The organism is Streptomyces sp. NPDC059668 (genome assembly GCF_042734135.1).
Classification (GTDB): domain Bacteria; phylum Actinomycetota; class Actinomycetes; order Streptomycetales; family Streptomycetaceae; genus Streptomyces.
Map to the genome: position 1 here is coordinate 5,542 of NZ_JBHWEL010000003.1, position 15,830 is coordinate 21,371.

15 protein-coding genes are annotated in these 15,830 nt (G+C 73.9%); 7 read left to right on the top strand and 8 right to left on the bottom strand.

Going from position 1 to position 15,830, the window contains the following annotated elements:
- Positions 1 to 174 precede the first annotated feature (174 nt).
- Positions 175 to 948 carry a putative protein N(5)-glutamine methyltransferase gene (locus ACFV2J_RS03665; RefSeq protein ID WP_385082244.1) on the bottom strand — a complete coding sequence of 258 codons (774 nt, stop codon included), beginning with the start codon at positions 946 to 948 and terminating at the stop codon, positions 175 to 177.
- A gap of 177 nt (positions 949 to 1,125) precedes the next feature.
- Positions 1,126 to 2,229, bottom strand: a complete 1,104-nt coding sequence (locus ACFV2J_RS03670; protein ID WP_385082243.1) for a hypothetical protein — start codon at positions 2,227 to 2,229, stop codon at positions 1,126 to 1,128.
- A 53-nt stretch (positions 2,230 to 2,282) separates the two neighbouring features.
- Here ACFV2J_RS03670 and ACFV2J_RS03675 point away from each other — a divergent pair, with 53 nt between their 5' ends.
- Positions 2,283 to 2,789, top strand: a complete 507-nt coding sequence (locus ACFV2J_RS03675) for a MarR family winged helix-turn-helix transcriptional regulator (RefSeq protein ID WP_385082242.1) — start codon at positions 2,283 to 2,285, stop codon at positions 2,787 to 2,789.
- A gap of 99 nt (positions 2,790 to 2,888) precedes the next feature.
- On the opposite strand, the gene ACFV2J_RS03680 is transcribed toward ACFV2J_RS03675, so the two are convergent.
- Positions 2,889 to 3,620, bottom strand: coding sequence for a GNAT family N-acetyltransferase (locus ACFV2J_RS03680; RefSeq protein ID WP_385082241.1), 732 nt, complete (start codon positions 3,618 to 3,620; stop codon positions 2,889 to 2,891).
- The gene (locus tag ACFV2J_RS03685) at positions 3,617 to 4,537 is read right to left on the bottom strand and encodes an NADP-dependent oxidoreductase (RefSeq protein ID WP_385082240.1); all 921 of its coding nucleotides are present in this window, start codon (positions 4,535 to 4,537) and stop codon (positions 3,617 to 3,619) included. Before ACFV2J_RS03685 ends, ACFV2J_RS03680 begins: the two co-directional genes overlap by 4 nt.
- Before the next feature lie 256 nt (positions 4,538 to 4,793).
- Between ACFV2J_RS03685 and ACFV2J_RS03690 the strand changes: the two genes are divergently transcribed.
- Together ACFV2J_RS03690 and ACFV2J_RS03695 are read left to right on the top strand one after the other, a co-directional pair.
- Positions 4,794 to 5,399, top strand: a complete 606-nt coding sequence (locus tag ACFV2J_RS03690; protein ID WP_385082239.1) for a sulfite oxidase-like oxidoreductase — start codon at positions 4,794 to 4,796, stop codon at positions 5,397 to 5,399.
- Positions 5,400 to 5,487: 88 nt separating this feature from the next.
- A complete protein-coding gene (locus ACFV2J_RS03695; protein ID WP_385082245.1) occupies positions 5,488 to 6,207 on the top strand; it encodes a ferredoxin reductase in 720 nt (239 codons plus the stop codon).
- Between the two features lie 136 nt (positions 6,208 to 6,343).
- On the opposite strand, the gene ACFV2J_RS03700 is transcribed toward ACFV2J_RS03695, so the two are convergent.
- Positions 6,344 to 7,234 carry a universal stress protein gene (locus tag ACFV2J_RS03700; RefSeq protein ID WP_385082238.1) on the bottom strand — a complete coding sequence of 297 codons (891 nt, stop codon included), beginning with the start codon at positions 7,232 to 7,234 and terminating at the stop codon, positions 6,344 to 6,346.
- Positions 7,235 to 7,466: 232 nt separating this feature from the next.
- On the opposite strand from ACFV2J_RS03700, the gene ACFV2J_RS03705 reads away from it, so the two are divergent.
- Positions 7,467 to 8,048 carry a hypothetical protein gene (locus tag ACFV2J_RS03705; protein ID WP_385082237.1) on the top strand — a complete coding sequence of 194 codons (582 nt, stop codon included), beginning with the start codon at positions 7,467 to 7,469 and terminating at the stop codon, positions 8,046 to 8,048.
- Between the two features lie 167 nt (positions 8,049 to 8,215).
- On the top strand, positions 8,216 to 9,181 hold the full coding sequence (locus tag ACFV2J_RS03710; RefSeq protein ID WP_385082235.1) for an acetylxylan esterase: 966 nt from the start codon (positions 8,216 to 8,218) through the stop codon (positions 9,179 to 9,181).
- A gap of 7 nt (positions 9,182 to 9,188) precedes the next feature.
- Here the strand turns inward: ACFV2J_RS03710 and ACFV2J_RS03715 are convergent, their stop codons facing one another.
- Positions 9,189 to 10,238, bottom strand: a complete 1,050-nt coding sequence (locus ACFV2J_RS03715) for a phosphatidylinositol-specific phospholipase C domain-containing protein (protein WP_385082234.1) — start codon at positions 10,236 to 10,238, stop codon at positions 9,189 to 9,191.
- A gap of 221 nt (positions 10,239 to 10,459) precedes the next feature.
- On the opposite strand from ACFV2J_RS03715, the gene ACFV2J_RS03720 reads away from it, so the two are divergent.
- Together ACFV2J_RS03720 and ACFV2J_RS03725 are read left to right on the top strand one after the other, a co-directional pair.
- Positions 10,460 to 11,626 carry a serine hydrolase domain-containing protein gene (locus ACFV2J_RS03720; RefSeq protein ID WP_385082233.1) on the top strand — a complete coding sequence of 389 codons (1,167 nt, stop codon included), beginning with the start codon at positions 10,460 to 10,462 and terminating at the stop codon, positions 11,624 to 11,626.
- A gap of 144 nt (positions 11,627 to 11,770) precedes the next feature.
- On the top strand, positions 11,771 to 12,538 hold the full coding sequence (locus ACFV2J_RS03725; protein WP_385082231.1) for a GntR family transcriptional regulator: 768 nt from the start codon (positions 11,771 to 11,773) through the stop codon (positions 12,536 to 12,538).
- 134 nt (positions 12,539 to 12,672) lie between these two features.
- Here the strand turns inward: ACFV2J_RS03725 and ACFV2J_RS03730 are convergent, their stop codons facing one another.
- Positions 12,673 to 13,371 carry a DUF2993 domain-containing protein gene (locus tag ACFV2J_RS03730; protein ID WP_385082230.1) on the bottom strand — a complete coding sequence of 233 codons (699 nt, stop codon included), beginning with the start codon at positions 13,369 to 13,371 and terminating at the stop codon, positions 12,673 to 12,675.
- Positions 13,368 to 15,611: an MMPL family transporter gene (locus ACFV2J_RS03735; RefSeq protein ID WP_385437198.1), complete on the bottom strand. Its 2,244-nt coding sequence runs from the start codon at positions 15,609 to 15,611 to the stop codon at positions 13,368 to 13,370. The genes ACFV2J_RS03730 and ACFV2J_RS03735 overlap by 4 nt, the downstream gene beginning before the upstream one ends.
- Positions 15,612 to 15,830: the final 219 nt, after the last annotated feature.

Genomic DNA, 15,830 nt, shown 5'->3' on the forward strand with positions numbered 1-15,830 from the left:
TTTTTTTATATCCTCCGCGGTGGACCCGCGGGCCGGGGGGGCGGGGGGCGCCGCCCGGCCCCCCCGCGTGGCGCCCCACACTTCTCGGCGCGGCGGCGGGACCGGACTTCACGGAGGCCCCGCACGGGGAACCGCTGGACACCGCTCAGCGTCGGGCGTTCAGGGAGTGGGTCCTCAGGGCCTGGTGCCGATCACTACGTTGGCGTACAGCTCGTCGGAGACGGCGAGCCTGGTGATCAGGCCGCTGCGCGCGAAGGCCTCCACGGCCAGGGGCGCCTGGGGTTCGCTCGTCTCGACCAGGACGCTGCCGCCGGGAGCCAGCCAGCGGGGCGCCTCGTCGGCCACCCGGCGCAGGATGTCGAGGCCGTCCGCGCCGCCGTCGAGGGCGGTGAGCGGTTCGTGGTCCCGGGCCTCCGGGGGCAGCAGACCGACCTCGTCCGTGGGGACGTACGGCACGTTGGCGGCGAGGACGTCGATGTGACCGCGCAGGGAGTCGGGCAGGGCCGCGAACAGGTCGCCCTGGTGGACCCGGCCCCCGAACGGCGCGACGTTGCGGCGGGCGCAGCGGACCGCGGCCGGGTCGATGTCCGCGGCGTGCAGCTCGGGTCCGCCGAGGGACGCGGCCAGCGCGGCGCCGACCGCGCCCGAGCCGCAGCACAGATCCACGACCAGGGAGACGTCCCGCGCCAGGGCGACGGCCTGGTCGACGAGGAACTCGGTACGGCGGCGCGGCACGAACACGCCCGGCTCCACGGAGACGCGCAGACCGTGGAACCCGGCCCAGCCGAGGACGTGTTCGAGCGGAAGTCCCGAGGCGCGGCGGTCCACCATGGCGGTGACCTCGTCCGGGGTACGGGCGGTGGTGAGTATCAACTCCGCCTCGTCCTCGGCGAAGACACAGCCTGCGGCGCGGAGGACGGCGACGACGGAATCGGATGGAGAGGGCATGGAAGCCGAGAGCCTTTCGGTGAGCCGAAGGGCGCTCCCGCGGTCGCCTACCGGCGGTGAGCCGCGTCGGCCCGAGGGGGGAGCACCCGACCTGAACTGGCGGTAATGGGTCCCACCTCCTCGGCAACTCCTGGGCTGGGGCGTTCCGCAGCCGGAACGGCCACCTTACAGGAACCGTCAGACGACGACCGACTCCTCCAGCTCCTCCGCGGCCTCGCGCTCCTGCGCCTCGCCTCGCCGTTCCCACTCCTCCGGCGACATGAGCGCCGACTCCTCCTCCACGGCGCCCCGCGCGCGCCGGCGCTCGACGGCACCGGCGACGGCCGTGACCAGCAGACCGACGGCCAGCCAGACGGCCAACGTCCCCACGTCGCCGGTCAGCCCGTCACGGTCGAAGTAGAGGAGGCTGCGGATGCCCTCGACGAAGCCCGCGCCGTTCCAGAAGGAGTGCAGCGCGCCGAAGAAGCCGTTCTGCAGCTCGGGCCGGAACAGACCCCCGGAACTGGTGAAGTTGAGCATCACGAAGAGCACCATCATCGCGAGCGTGGTCCACCGCTTGAGGAACGTGTGGAGGCCGACGCCGATGAACAGGATGCCCGCCGAGTAGAGCCAGGCCACGCCCCACACGCTCGCGAGGTCGTGGTGCGCGAGGTGGAACACGGGTCCGGCGAGCAGCGCGCCGATCGCGCTCACCACCGCCGAGACCCCGACGGCCAGCAGGGCCCGTATCCGCAAGGCCAGCTCCGCGCCGGCCGCGCCGAGCGCGGCGACGGACGCGTAGGACCCGATGCTCAGCGCGATCAGGAGGAAGAACAGGCCCTGGCCCGTGGGGTCGTCGGCGACGGTCGGGGCGACGTCGGTGACCTTCAGCACCGCGCCCTGCCGGGCGGCGACCGGCGTGAAGACCTTCTCGACAGCCGTGGCGCCCATGTCGGACGCGGCGGTGGCGACGACGAGTTCGGGGGACCGGGTCCCCGGTACGTAGGCGCCCGTGATGTCGCGGGACCTGAGCAGGCCGACCGCCTCGGTGCGGGTCGCCACGGTCCGTACGTCGAGCTTGCTCCCCGCCGCGTCCTTGACGGTCTGGGCGAAGACCTTCGTCTCGGCGCCGGAGCCCACCACAGCCACCGGGAGATGGTTCGGCTCGGGCGTGACGAACGCGCCCATATAGGCCAGCCCCATACCGAGACACATCAGCAGCGGGGTGACCAGGTGCGTGAGCACATGGCGCAGGGCCGGTGAGCGCAGTCCGGTGACCACGGAACCTCCTTTGATTGGCATATACAACCATCCATCAAGTTGTACTATACAACTAGGAGCGCGAGGGAGGTCCCATGAAGGCAGGCGAAGGGCCCGATGAGACGGTCGTCACGACCGGCCCGACAGCCGGGGCGGCCGTCGAGACCATCCAGCGCGAGATGACGGCCTTCGCCCGGCGCGCCAGGGCCTCGGCCGGGCGCATGCACCCGGAGCTGTCGCTCGTCTCGTACACCCTGCTCGGCCATCTGGAGGAGAGCGGCGGCTGCCGCGCCACCGATCTGGCCGCGCACTACGCCCTGGACAAGTCCACGGTGAGCCGCCAGGTGGCGGTGCTGGAGCGGGCCGGACTCATCGAGCGCCGGGTCGACCCGGACGACCACCGGGTACAGGTCCTGCAGCTGACGGAGGCGGGCACCCGGATCCTCGTCCAGGTCACGGAGAGCCGCCGGATCGCGTTCCGCGAACGTCTCACGGACTGGCCTGCGGAGGATCTGGAGCGGTTCGCCGCGTACCTGGTGCGCTACAACACGGCGTCCAGGGCGTCGGAGGCGTCCGTCAGGAGGGCCGCGCCGGAGGGCTGAGGGCTCCTCCGGCGGGAGGTGCCGCCACGGCGTCTCCCGCCGGCCGTTCCGGGCGTCGGGCGACCCCCGTGCGCCGCCCGACGCCCACAGCCCCGGTCGTCAGCGGGCTCCCACGGCCTGCTCGTCCACCAGGTGTTCGGGTACCCGCGCGGCCAGGAAGCGGGTCGTACGGCGCAGCTCGAAGCCCAGGGACTCGTAGAGCCGGATCGCGCCGGTGTTCCCCGCGGCCGTGTGCAGGAACGGGGTCTCGCCCCGCTCCCGGATCCCGTGCGCGACGGCGAGGATCAGCCGGGACGCCAGGCCCTGGCCGCGGAAGTCCGGGTCGGTGCAGACCGCGCTGATCTCGGTCCAGCCCGGCGGATGCAGCCGCTCCCCCGCCATGGCGATCAGCGCACCGCCCCGGCGGATCCCGAGGTAGGTGCCGAGTTCGACGGTGCGCGCCAGGAAGGGGCCGGGCCTGGTGCGCTCCACGAGGTCGAGCATCTCCGGCACGTCGGCCGCGCCGAGCCGTACCGCTTCGGCGTCCGGCGCCGCGGCGAGCCCGGCGTCGACGAGCTGGACGCCGTCGATGCTGAAGGTCAGCTCCCAGCCTTCCGGGGTCGACCCGTTGAACCCGGCCAGCGGAGCCTCGCCGCCCGGACCCACGAGGGCCGCGAGGTCCGCCCAGTCGTCCGCGTCGGGGACGTCGGGCAGGGCCAGCCACGGGGACACGTCGACGGGGTAGCGCAGCACCCGGCCGCGGCGTTCGGCGAAGTGGGCGTGCGGGCCGGTCAGCGATCCGAGGGCGGGGTTGTCCAGCGGGTGCGCGGCCGCGGTACGGACGTCACTCATCGGGCGACCTCGATCACGATCTTGCCGCGCGCGTGGCCGTCCTCGACCGCGCGCAGCGCCTCGGCGGCCCGGTCCAGCGGGAAGGTCCCGGTCACGAAGGGCCGGAGCCCGCCGTCGACCACGAGCCGCGCCACCTCGTCGAGGACGGCGGCCGTGCGGGCCCGTTCGACGCCCGCTCCGCCGAGCCGTGCGACCGTCTCCCGGTCGGCCGCGGTGATCAGCTTCGTCCGGTCGGCCGACAGGGTCGCCGCGGCCTCCAGCACCTCACCTCCGACGAGGTCGAGGACCCCGTCCACACCGTCCGGCGCCGCCGCCCGCACCCGCTCGGCCAGGCCGGGGCCGGCCGGGACGTGCACGGCGCCGAGCGATTCGACGAAGTCCTTCTTGCCGTCGCTCGCGACGCCGATCACACGCAGCCCGCGAGCATGTGCGATCTGCGCGGCCGCGACGCCCACACCGCCGCCCGCGCCGGTGATCAGCACCGTCGCGCCGGCGGGCAGGCCGAGCTGGTGGATCGCGTCGTACGCCGTCGCCGCCGCGACGGGCAGGGTCGCCGCGTCCGTGAACGAGAGCTCGGCGGGCTTGTGGGCGGTCACCGTGGTGGGCAGCAGGGCGTACTCGGCGTATCCGCCGGCCACCGGGTTGCCGAAGACCTCGTCACCCACCGCGAACCCGCTCACGTCGGGGCCCGTCTCCTCGACCACTCCCGCGACCTCGTTGCCGAACACCGCCGGCAGCTCGCGGGCCGGGGCGGCCGGGCGGCGGAAGCCGGTCCGCTGCTTCCAGTCGACGGGGTTCACACCCGCCGCGCGGACGGCGACGAGTACCTGGCCGGGTCCCGGGCTCGGCCGGTCCTGTTCCACCAGGGCCTCGGCCTCGGGGCCGCCGTACCGGGTGAAGACGTACGCCTTGGGCATCCTGCTTCCTCGCTCTCCCTCGCTGTCACCGGTGGCGGGGGCGCACCGGGGCCGGCATGGGGGCAAGGACGATCACGCCGCGGCTATTCCCCGACCTCGGCGACGTTCATACGTCCGCAACGATCCGTGCCCCGCCCGGGGACGGAGCACGGCCGCGGGCCACGTACGGTGGAAGGCGCACGCGCCGACACGTGTGCGTACCGATCACGCTCGATCTGCGGGCCGCCGCACCCGGCGGCCTGGAGGCACCAGTCCTATGAACGTCACCCGGGGTTTCACCGGACGCCCCCGCGTCCACCACACCGGCCTGCCGCCCGGCCAGTACGACGCGGGCGACGACTGGCCCGTGCTGTCCGCCGAGGTCACGCCCGCTCTCGCGGCAGCCGACTGGTCCTTCCGGATCGACGGGCTGGTGGCCGAGCCGCGCACCTGGGACTGGGAGCAGGCGCACGCGCTGCCCGCCTCGGCGTACGAGGGCGACATCCACTGTGTGACGAGCTGGTCGAAGTTCGGGGTGCGCTTCGGCGGCGTCTCGCTCGACGCGTTCCTGGCCCTGGTGCGCCCCCGTCAAGGCGCCACCCATGTGCTCGCCTACTCGCACACGGGGTACACCGCGAACCTCCCGCTCACCGACCTCACCGGCGGCCGTGCCTGGATCGCCTGGGAGTACGACGGGAAGCCGTTGCCGGCCGAGCACGGGGGTCCGGCGCGGCTGATCGTGCCGCACCTGTACTTCTGGAAGAGCGCCAAGTGGATCGCCGGTCTGCGGCTGCTGGACCACGACGAGCCGGGCTTCTGGGAGCGGAACGGCTACCACGCACGCGGCAATCCCTGGGAGGAGCAGCGTTACTCCGGTGACTGACACGACCACGTCCACAGGCGGCTTTCTCCCCGCGGAGCCGCTCGTAGCGGGGACGACGGGCGCCTTCGTCCCCGTCACGCGTTTCGCCGTGCCGGGGCGGATCGCCGTCAGCGGCCAGTCCGCCGCCACCTGGCACCGCGCCACGCTCACCGCGATCCGTCGGGAGACTCCGCACGCCGCCACCTTCCGGTTCGCGGTGCCGGGGTGGCCGGGGCACCTGCCCGGACAGCACCTGATGCTGCGGCTCACCGCGGCGGACGGCTATGTGGCGCAGCGCCACTACTCCATCGCGTCGCCGCCCGACGACACCGGGCACATAGAACTCACCCTCGACCATGTCGAGGGCGGTGAGGTCTCCGGCTGGTTCCACACCGTGGCCGCGCCGGGGGACACGATCGAGGTCCGGGGCCCGCTCAGCGGGTTCTTCGCCTGGCCCGGTGACCGGCCGGCGCTGCTCGTCGGCGCCGGTTCCGGTGTCGTACCGCTGATGTCGATGCTGCGCCACCACCGGGCGCGGGGACTGGACGTTCCCCTGCGACTGCTCGTCTCCACGCGCAGCCCCGAGGAGCTGATCTACGCGCGGGAGTACGGCGCGGAGACCACGGCCGTCTACACCCGTGGCGCCCCTGAGGGTGTGGCTGTCGGACGTCTGGCGGCCGCACATATGGCGCCGCTCCTGGCGGAGCAGCCTCCCGGTGGGTGGGAGGCCTATGTGTGCGGCTCCAACGGGTTCGCCGAACACGCGTCGCGGCTCCTCGTGGCGGCGGGGCAGCCCGTGGACCGGATCCGCATCGAACGCTTCGGCTGAACCGGACGCGTCAAGCGTCACGCGTCGGGGTCCAGGCCCCCCGTGTGTCCACGGTCCGGGCCCGTCCTGTGTCCACGGTCCGGGCCCCTCGCGGACCGCGCTCCAGGTCGCAGGTCCGATGCCCCGAGGCACCCGCTCAGCCGTGCGGAACCACCGCCACCGCGCACGGGGCATGCCGGATCAGCGAGCGCACGGCGCGGCCCTGCCCGGTGCCCGCCTCACGCCCCACGACCAGCAGACCGGCCCGTGCGGACGCCTTCAGGAGGTGCGGTCCTGGATGGCCCTGGACCACGTGCTCGCGGACCGTCGTCCCGGGGAACCTGCGGCGCCACGGCTGGAGGGTGCCGGCCAGCGCCCGTCCCTCGCCGTCCCCGCGCCCGGCCGTGTCCGCGGGCCGGGGCGCGCGGGCCGCGCGGGCGTGCGGCTCGGACCGGTTCCACGCGTGCACCACGTGCAGCGGCGCCGAACGGAAGGCGGCCGAGTCGAAGGCGTAGCGGATCAGGTCGTCGGCCGGACGCTCCACGTCGAGTCCCAGCACCACCGGCAGGTAGGGCGCCGAGTCGGGCGGTGAGCCGTCGGGTACGGGTGTCCTCTCGTCCTCGGGGAGTTCACCCGCGCGCACCACCACGACCGGGCGTTCGGCACGCGCCGCGACGGCGAGGGCGACCGATCCGACCTGGAATCCCACGAACCCGGTGGAGCCGCGTGAACCGACGACCAGGGTCTCGGTGTCCGCGGCGGCGGCCAGCAGAGCCTGCACCGCGGGTGTCCCCGTGCTGCGGGCGATGATGTCCAACGCCGGATGGGCGTAGGACAGTTGGATCGCCGCCCGGTCGAGTGCCGTGCGGGTGCGTCCCGCGGGCACGTCGACGTCGGGGACACGGCCGGCGGCGGCCGGCGCGGTGCCCGCGTGCAGCAGCCGCAGCGGGAGCCGGCGGCGCCTGGCCTCCCGGGCGGCCCAGTCGGCGGCGTCCAGGCTGGTCGCCGAGCCGTCGATGCCGACGGTGATGGAGCGTGTGCCGGTCATCGCCTCCTCCTGTTCCGTGGGCCGGAGTTGGTCGCGTGCCAGTGGGCGTCGAGTGCTGCTGGACGGGAATGCGTCATGGTGGCTCCTGTCTCACGCGCGAAGTGGTTCGCGGGTTCCACAGGGGGTGCGGATCATTCGTACGGCGGCAGAATCTCCGTACGGGTTCCGCGAGGACGCGCGCGGCCGTTCGCGGTACGCCGTGGCAGGGGTGGAGCGGGGCAGGGAGGTCACGATGCGTAGCCGGGTACGGGGCTGGCGCTGGCGCCGCAGTCCGTTGCGCCGCCGCTCGGACGTCGTGGAGGCGTGGGCGCTGCTGGCCGTCGTCGTGCTGCTGGTCGTCGGCGCGCCGTCGGCCGGGGTGGCCGTGGGGTGCCGGGTGTACGACGACGCGCGGGCGCGGGCCGCCGCGCAGCGGGCGGAGCGGCACCGGGTGGCCGCGGTGCTCGTCGAGGACGCGCCCGCGGCGGTGCCCTCGCCGACCGGACGACAGCCCTCGTACCAGGTGAGGGTGCGCTGGAGCGGGCCGGGCGGAGAGCCGCGCACCGGCATGGCCCAGGTCCCCGCGGGCGCGCTGCGGGGTGCGCACACCGGCATCTGGCTGGACTCCGCCGGCCGGCGGGCCCGTCCGCCGGAGGACGCGTCCGCCGTCTGGCAACACACGTCGATGGCGGCCCTGTTCACCGCCGGGGCCGCCGTGGCCGTCGTCCTCGGCGTCCACCTCGCCGGGCGGCGGGTCTCGGGCCGCCGACGCCTCGCCGAGTGGGAGCGGGACTGGGAGCGTACGGGGCCGGAGTGGCGGCGCCACACCCCCTGACGTGCGCGGCCCGTCCCGGACATGAGCGGCCGGACGCGGGGCACACGGCCCGGTGGCCGGCGCCGTCCGGGCGCGGGCGCGGACGCGGAACCGACCATGGCGGCCCTCGGGCGGTGCACGTACGGTGTGATCATCCGCAGCCGTGGCGTCTTCAAAGGTGGTTCTTCATGGCCCTGTTCGACCTCCCCCTCGACGAGCTCCGCGAGTACCGCAGCGCCTCAGCCGAGCCCGAGGACTTCGACGCCTTCTGGGCCGAGACCCTCCGGGAGACGCGTGAACACGGCCTGGACGCCCGCTTCGAGCCCGTCGAGACCCGCCTCAGGACCGTCGAGGTGTACGACGTCACGTTCGCCGGGTTCGGCGGACACCCCGTCAAGGGCTGGCTCACCCTGCCGGCCGGCGCCGACGCGCCGCTGCCCGCGGTCGTCGAGTTCGTCGGGTACGGCGGCGGCCGGGGTCTGCCCCACACCCATCTGCTGTGGGCCTCGGCGGGCTTCGCGCACTTCGTGATGGACACGCGCGGCCAGGGCAGCGCCTGGGGCGGCGGCGAGACCCCGGACCCGGTGGGCAGCGCGCCCGCGTATCCCGGCTACATGACCCGGGGCATCGACGCGCCCGAGAACTACTACTACCGCCGGGTGTTCACCGACGCGGTGCGCGCGGTGGAGGCGGCCCGCTCGCACCCGCTGGTCGACCCGGCGCGCACCGCGGCCGTCGGCGCGAGCCAGGGCGGCGGGATCACGATCGCGGTGGGCGGTCTCGTCCCCGACCTGGCCGCGATCGCTCCCGATGTGCCGTTCCTGTGCGACTTCCCGCGCGCGACGACGCTGACCGACCGGCATCCGTACCGGGAGATCGGCAGCTATCTCAAGACCCACCGCGGCCGCGCCGACGACGTCCGGCGCACCCTCTCCTACTTCGACGGGGTGCACTTCGCGGCACGCGGCAGCGCGCCCGCGCTGTTCTCGGCCGGCCTGGAGGACCAGACCTGCCCGCCGTCCACGGTCTTCGCCGCGTTCAACGCCTGGGCGCACGAGGAGAAGACCATCGAGGTCTACGACTTCAACGACCACGAGGGCGGCGGGCCCTACCAGGAGGCGGCCCAGCTCGGCTGGCTCCCGTCGTACCTCTGACCGGGGTTCAGCCCGCCGTTCCGCGCGGTACGACGGTCGCGAGCACGGCGGGCAGCGGGTACCAGTCCGCCGACACCACGCTGGCGTGCCGCGCGGCGAGGAGGGCGACGCGTTCCTGGGCCTGGGCCTGGGTGGGGTTGGTGCCGTCGATGGCGGGGGGCACGTTCTGGGCGTCGGTCATGACGACGAGGTAGTGGTGCTCGTCGTACCAGGCGGTGTCGATCGTGCCGCCCAGGTAGGTGGCGGCGTCGCCGTCGTACATCACGAACCAGGGGCGGATGCTCGGGTCGGTGTAGCGGGTGCGCGGGTCGCCCGCGGTCGCGCCGTGCACGGCGGGGAAGGCGGACGCCTCGCGCAGCCGGCCGGCGGCGGCGAGGTCACGGAGGTGGGTGGCGTATTCGCGGTCCGTCCACAGCGAGTCGAGGGGGTTGCTCTCCTCGACGGTGCCGGGAATGAGCTCGACGACGAACTTGCCCGCGAGCGCCGAACGGGCGGGCCAGCCGTCCGCCTGGACCGCCGAGTCGAGGTCGGGGTGGGAGCCTACGACGTCGGCGGGGCGCAGCAGCGCGTCACCGAGCTTCGCGGTCAGCAGGGCGTCCAACTGGGTCGGCCCGCGGCCGATGTTGGCCGCGAAGCCGTCCTTCATCTCGATCTTCAGCTGGATCGGCCGGTGCCCCGGGTGCGCGTCGTGCCACGCGCGGATGTCGGAGAGGCAGCCGGCGAGGTCGCGGTTGCCCGACTTGGTGCGCAGCTCGGAGGCGTTCGCCGCGTTCACGCAGTTGTTGTCGTTGCCGAGCGGGTTGCTGTGCGAGACGCGCCAGGAGGCCCCGAACACGTTGGTCCACACGTCGAGTTCCAGCATCCCGGCGCCGGAGTCCAGCGCGTCGGCGAAGTAGGGGTACTTCGCCTTGTCGTAGGAGTTGTGCACACCGACCGAGGTGCTGGAGGAGTACGAGAGGTCCGCGGCGCTCGCCCCGGATGACGTGGTCAGGGCGATGGCTCCCGCCGTCGCCACCGCGATCCCCGTACGTGCCAACACCCTCACATGTCTACGCATGTTCCCCCTGCCTCTCCCGCATCGGTGGTCAACCGACGTGCAGCGTAGGGGTGTTGGGTGACATCCGGAAGAGCCCGTGATGACGGGAGGGCGGACACCGCACCACGCGGCAGGAGGTGCGGCCGCGCCCTTCGGAGGACGGATGCCGTGTGGCCACTTCCGCCCGGTCCGACCAGTCGGTATGTTCGGGCCCGGTGTCCCTACGGATGACGGAGGTCTCCATGTCCCAGCCCGCGCCCGATGTCCGGGGCCACTGCGACGCACGCTTCACGGCGGTGCGCACCGCGTTCGAGGAGAACTTCCGGGAGTGTGGCGAACTGGGCGCGGCGGTGACCGTCACTGTCGGCGGCGAGACGGTGGTGGACCTGTGGGGCGGCTGGGCCGACGCGGGACGCACCCGGCCCTGGGAGCGCGAGACGCTCGTCAACGTGTGGTCGACGTCCAAGGGCCCGACCGCGCTGTGCGCGCACATCCTGGCCGACCGCGGACTGCTCGACTTCGACGCGCCGGTGGCCACGTACTGGCCGGAGTTCGCGGCGGCGGGCAAGGAGGCCGTCCTCGTACGGCATCTGCTGTCGCATCGCGCGGGGCTGGCGGGGCTGCGCGAGCCGCACACGTTCGAGCAGCTCTGCGACTGGGACCTGACCGTCGGCCGGCTCGCGGCCCAGGAGCCCTGGTGGGAGCCGGGAACGCGGTCCGGCTATCACGCGCTCACGTTCGGCCATCTGGTCGGCGAGGTCGTGCGGCGGGTGTCGGGGCTGCTGCCGGGCGCGTTCCTGGAGCGGGAGGTGACCGGCCCGCTCGGCATCGACTTCACCGTCGGACTGCCGGAGAAGGAGGCCGGGCGAGTGGCCGAGCTGGTGCATCCGCCGGCCGCGTCCAGCAGCGAACAGGCCGCGGTCTTCGCCCAGTTGGCGCCGGCCGCGGTCGCCGCGCTGACCAACCCGCTGGTCGGCGCCACCGAGGCCAACACCCCGCGCTGGCGGGCGGCCGAGATCCCGGCCGCGAACGGCCACGGCACGGCCCGGGCGATCGCCGCGCTGTACGGGATCTTCGCCGGGCGCGGGTCGCACGGCTCCCGGCAGGTGCTGTCGCCGGAGGCCGCGGAGCGGGTGCGCGAGGGGCAGGGAAGCTGCCGGGACCTGGTCCTGGGCGCCGGGTTCGAGCACGAGACGGAGGCCGGGCTCGGGCTGTGGCTGAGCGGGCCCAACGCCTCGTACGGACCCAACCCGAGGGCTTTCGGACATGACGGCTTCGGCGGCTCCTGCGGTCTCGCCGACCCCGAGGCGGCCGTCTCCCTGGGGTACGTCATGAACCGCATGGGGCCGCACATCGCCGACGACCCTAGGAAGATGGCGCTCGTGGACGCGCTCTACGGCGCTCTGTGAGCACGACGGGATCGCCGGGAGCGCGCGGTCTGAAATCGGCCGAACCTCCCGGCCACCCTTCCCTCGTGGTTTAGACCAATGCTAGATCTGGTCGCGCACCGAGCCCGCACGGCTACGTCTAGTCACCACGCAGGAGGCGCGGACATGGCCACCAGCCACCCGTCCGACATCCGTCCGTCCGACCCGCCCGCGCAGGACATCCACTCCTCCGACCAGGAACCCCGGTACTCACGGATCGCCACCCAGCTCCTCGGCGAGCTGCGCGACGGTACCGTTCCGCCCGGCGAACGCCTGCCGGGTGAGCGGGAGTTGGCGACCCGGTTCGGGGTCAGCCGGGAGACCGTACGGCAGGCCCTCCAGCAGCTGCGGCTGGCCGGGATGGTCTCCACCGACCGGCGCGGCAGCCACGCGACACTCCCCGGAAGTCACGCCGAGCACATCCCGTCGCTCGACTTCCCGGTCGGCGCGCACACCCGGGAACCGTGCGGCGTCCCGCACACGAGCGTGACATGGGAGGCGCCTCCACCGGAGCACGCCCTGGCGCTGGGGCTCGCGCCGCGCCGTCCGACCCTCGTGCACCGCTACGAGTCGGCAGCGGCGGACGGCAGCGGACTGCGTACGGCCGTCACCTCCTTCTCCGCGGTCGCGGTGACGGAGGTGGAGGAGCTCGCCCGCTACCGCGACCGCGCGGACGGCACCGCCTCGGCACAGCTGCGGCGGGCCTACGACTGGATGCGCCGGGCCGGGCTGACCCTGCATCACCGGGACGCGATCACCCGGCTCCCCCAGTCCGTGCTGGTGACCCGGCGCGTGCACGACCAGTACGACCGGCCCCTGGAGATCACCGACCTCGTCGTGGAGGCACAACAGGACGCGCTCGTCTACGAGTTCACCTTGCCCGCGGCCGGTTGAAGCAGCGGGACCACCACGGTGCTCGACGGGGCCCCACCGTCGTACGGCCCCGTCCCGGGCCGCAGGGGGCGGCGTTCCCGGCGTCGCCTGCCGGCCCGCCGCCCCGTGCGGGGCCGGCGTTCCCGGGCGACCGCTCAGCCGGCGCGGTTCACCGTGGCGGGCCCGTCCGTCGTCAGGCGGACGTGGATGCCGTCCTCCTCGACCCGCGCCGAGGTGGCGCGCAGCCCCAGCGGATAGTCCTCGGGGGCGGCCAGCTGCGCGACCGCATCGCGGATCCGTCGCTCCACGGCGTCGGGAGCGGGCCGCCCCATGACCTCGACCGAGGTCACCGTCATCCGGACGCGCCCGCCGACGGTTTCCGGCCGCACGGTCACGCTGCCGAGTCCGCCCTGCCCGATCAACAGCGTCAGGGTGTCCCGGCGCGGGTCGGTACGCACCGCGGTGACCGGCAGGCCGCCGGAGTCCCCGGTCAGCCCGGCCACGGCGCTCGGCGGGATCAGGACCGTCACCCGCGCCGAGGCCACCTCGGCGCGTCCGTCGGCGCCACCGGTCAGCCGTACGCCGTCCAGCCGGGCGTGGAAGGAGGCGTCGGGAATCCGGCCGATCCGTGCATGCGTACCATCCACCTCGACGAACGGCAGTCGCCTGTCCGCGAGTTGGAGGAGCGCGGGCCGGGACGAGAGCCCGATGTGGAGATCGCCGTCCGGCACCCGGGAGGCCATCGCGGTACGGACGCGGTGCCGCAGCTCGGCACGGGCGAGCAGTTCACCGCCCACCGGCAGGGCGAGCAGGACGCCCACGCAGGCCAGGGCGGTCACGGTGCGGCGCCTCATGACGTCGTCTCCGGCTCACGGGCCGCGGCGGATTCCGGCTGCCGGGCCATGGCCGTCCCCTCGGGGTCCAGACGCGGCAGGATCCGGTCGAGCGGGCGCGGGAGCCACCAGTTGGCCCTGCCGAACAGGTACATGGTGGCCGGCACGAGCAGCAGCCGCACGATCGTGGCGTCGATGACCACGCTCACACCGAGCCCGAGCGCCATCATCTTGATCACCACGTTGGTGGAGAGCAGGAAGGCGAGGAACACACTGGTCATGACGATCGCCGCACAGCTGATGACCCGCGCGGTGGCGGCCAGGCCGCCCGCCACGCTCGCGTCGTTGTCACCGGTCTCCAGCCACACCTCACGGATCCGCGAGAGCAGGAAGATCTCGTAGTCCATCGAGAGTCCGAAGACGATGGCGAACATCATCATCGGCACGAACGACTCGACGGGCACGGGCTCCGTCACACCGAACAGGGCGCCGCCCCAGCCCCATTGGAAGACGGCGACCACGACACCGTAGGCCGCGCCGATCGACAGCAGGTTGAGCACGGCGGCCTTGAGGGCCACGAGGAGACTCCGGAAGACGCAGAGCAGCAGGACGAAGGCCGCGCCGACGACCACCCCTACGACCCACGGCAGCCGCTCCACCAGGGTGTCGCGGAAGGCGATCTGGACGGCGGTGGTGCCGGTGACGTAGGCGTGCGCCCCGGTGCCGTCGAGCGCCCGCGGCAGCACCTGGTCCTCCAGGCGGTGCACCAGGGCGGTGGTGGAGGCGTCCTCGGGTCCTCGGCGGGGCACCACCGTGGCGGTGAGCAGACCGCCGTCCGACGTGGCGACCGGTCCGGTGACGGTGACGACGTCGGGGGTGCCGGAGAGCGCGGTGCGCACGCCGGCGGTGACCGCGGCCCGGTCCGCGCCGGTCCCGTCCAGGGCGACGACCACCGTGAGCGGGCCGTTGGTGCCGGCGCCGAACCCGTCCGCGATCAGGTCGTACGCCCGGCGTTCGGTGTAGTCGCCCGGGCTGGCCCCCGCGTCGATGTGACCGAGCCGCAGGGAGGCGACGGGCACCGCGAGGACTCCGAGGACCAGCAGGCCCGCGACGAGGCAGAGCCAGGGCCTGCGTCCGACGGCGGCGGCCCAGCGGCGCCAGGTGTCGTCGTCGCCCTCGGACTCGGCCACCGGCCGGCGCACGCTCCAGCGGTCGACGCGTACGCCCGTCAGCCCGAGCAGTGCCGGAGTCAGGGTGAGCGACGCGAGCGCGGCGACCACCACGGTGATCCCGGCGGCGGCGCCCAGACTGCCGATGAACGAGACACCCGAGGCGTAGAGGCCGGCGAGCGCCATGGCGACCGTCGCCGCGGCGACCAGGACGGCCCGGCCACTGGTGGCGAGGGCGCGCCCGGCCGCCTCCTCCGGGCCCGCCCCGGACGCGAGCAGTCCGCGATGGCGCGTGGTGAGGAACAGCGCGTAGTCGAGGCCGACACCCAGCCCCATCATCGTGGCGAGGGTGGGCGCGGTGGCCCCGAAGGTGACGGCCGCGGCCACCAGTCCGAGGACGGCCACCCCGCCGGCGAGTCCGGCGACGGCGGTGACCAGCGGCAGACCGGCCGCCGCCACACTGCCGAAGCCGAACAGCAGCACGATCACGGCGGTCACCAGGCCGATCGCCTCCGACCGTCCGTCGGCGGCCCTGGGACGGGCCAGCTGACCGAGGGGCCCGCCGTAGTCCACGCTCACGTGATCGGCACGCAGGCCGCCGACGGCCCGGTCGACCCCCTCCAGGTACGAACGGTCGAAGGTCGCCGGGTTGTCGGCGAACCGGACCGTGGCGTAGCCGGTCGTGCCGTCCGCGGAGACCGCGCCCGGCGTGGTCAGCGGACCGGCGACGGTGAGCACCTCGGGCAGCCGGGCGATCCCGGCCAGCGCGGCGTCGAGGGCGGGCCGGTGGGCGGCCAGCCCGTCGTCCGCCGTCACGACGATCTGCGCGCCGACCCCCTTCAGATCGCTGCCGTGCTCCTCCAGCAGATCGGCGCCGCGCTGCGCGGTCGTGCCCGGCAGCGAGAACTCGTCCTCGTAGGAGCCGCCCCAGGCCCGGTCGGCGGCGAAGGCGGCGACCAGGACGAGCAGCCAGGCGACGACCACCCGGCGGGCGTGACGGGCGCACCACCGGCCCAGTCGGTGCAGCGCGCCGGGAGTCGTGGCCGGGGGCGGGCCGGGGGGTGCGGTGTCGGGAGGTGCGGAGGCAGTCATGCCGGGATCGTGGAGGACGCGGGTGAGCGCCGGATCAGCGGAATGTTCGAGGATTGTCAGGGCGCGCGGCCACCGGCCGTCGTACCGGCCCCGCCGGGCTAGCATCGAATTCCCGTACGACCCCTCGTACGGCCAGTCCCGTACGACCCCCCGGTCGTCCGGTCGGACCCGTACGCCGCCGCGTACGGCCCCCGTACGCATCCCCCCGCACGAGTCCCT

Coding starts and splice junctions, on each gene's coding strand:
- ACFV2J_RS03715 (WP_385082234.1), bottom strand. CDS start 10,238: ATGCGTAGACATGTGAGGGTGTTGGCACGTACGGGGATCGCGGTGGCG.
- ACFV2J_RS03680 (WP_385082241.1), bottom strand. CDS start 3,620: ATGAGTGACGTCCGTACCGCGGCCGCGCACCCGCTGGACAACCCCGCC.
- ACFV2J_RS03685 (WP_385082240.1), bottom strand. CDS start 4,537: ATGCCCAAGGCGTACGTCTTCACCCGGTACGGCGGCCCCGAGGCCGAG.
- ACFV2J_RS03690 (WP_385082239.1), top strand. CDS start 4,794: ATGAACGTCACCCGGGGTTTCACCGGACGCCCCCGCGTCCACCACACC.
- ACFV2J_RS03670 (WP_385082243.1), bottom strand. CDS start 2,229: ATGCCAATCAAAGGAGGTTCCGTGGTCACCGGACTGCGCTCACCGGCC.
- ACFV2J_RS03710 (WP_385082235.1), top strand. CDS start 8,216: ATGGCCCTGTTCGACCTCCCCCTCGACGAGCTCCGCGAGTACCGCAGC.
- ACFV2J_RS03705 (WP_385082237.1), top strand. CDS start 7,467: ATGCGTAGCCGGGTACGGGGCTGGCGCTGGCGCCGCAGTCCGTTGCGC.
- ACFV2J_RS03735 (WP_385437198.1), bottom strand. CDS start 15,611: ATGACTGCCTCCGCACCTCCCGACACCGCACCCCCCGGCCCGCCCCCG.
- ACFV2J_RS03665 (WP_385082244.1), bottom strand. CDS start 948: ATGCCCTCTCCATCCGATTCCGTCGTCGCCGTCCTCCGCGCCGCAGGC.
- ACFV2J_RS03720 (WP_385082233.1), top strand. CDS start 10,460: ATGTCCCAGCCCGCGCCCGATGTCCGGGGCCACTGCGACGCACGCTTC.
- ACFV2J_RS03725 (WP_385082231.1), top strand. CDS start 11,771: ATGGCCACCAGCCACCCGTCCGACATCCGTCCGTCCGACCCGCCCGCG.
- ACFV2J_RS03675 (WP_385082242.1), top strand. CDS start 2,283: ATGAAGGCAGGCGAAGGGCCCGATGAGACGGTCGTCACGACCGGCCCG.
- ACFV2J_RS03730 (WP_385082230.1), bottom strand. CDS start 13,371: ATGAGGCGCCGCACCGTGACCGCCCTGGCCTGCGTGGGCGTCCTGCTC.
- ACFV2J_RS03700 (WP_385082238.1), bottom strand. CDS start 7,234: ATGACCGGCACACGCTCCATCACCGTCGGCATCGACGGCTCGGCGACC.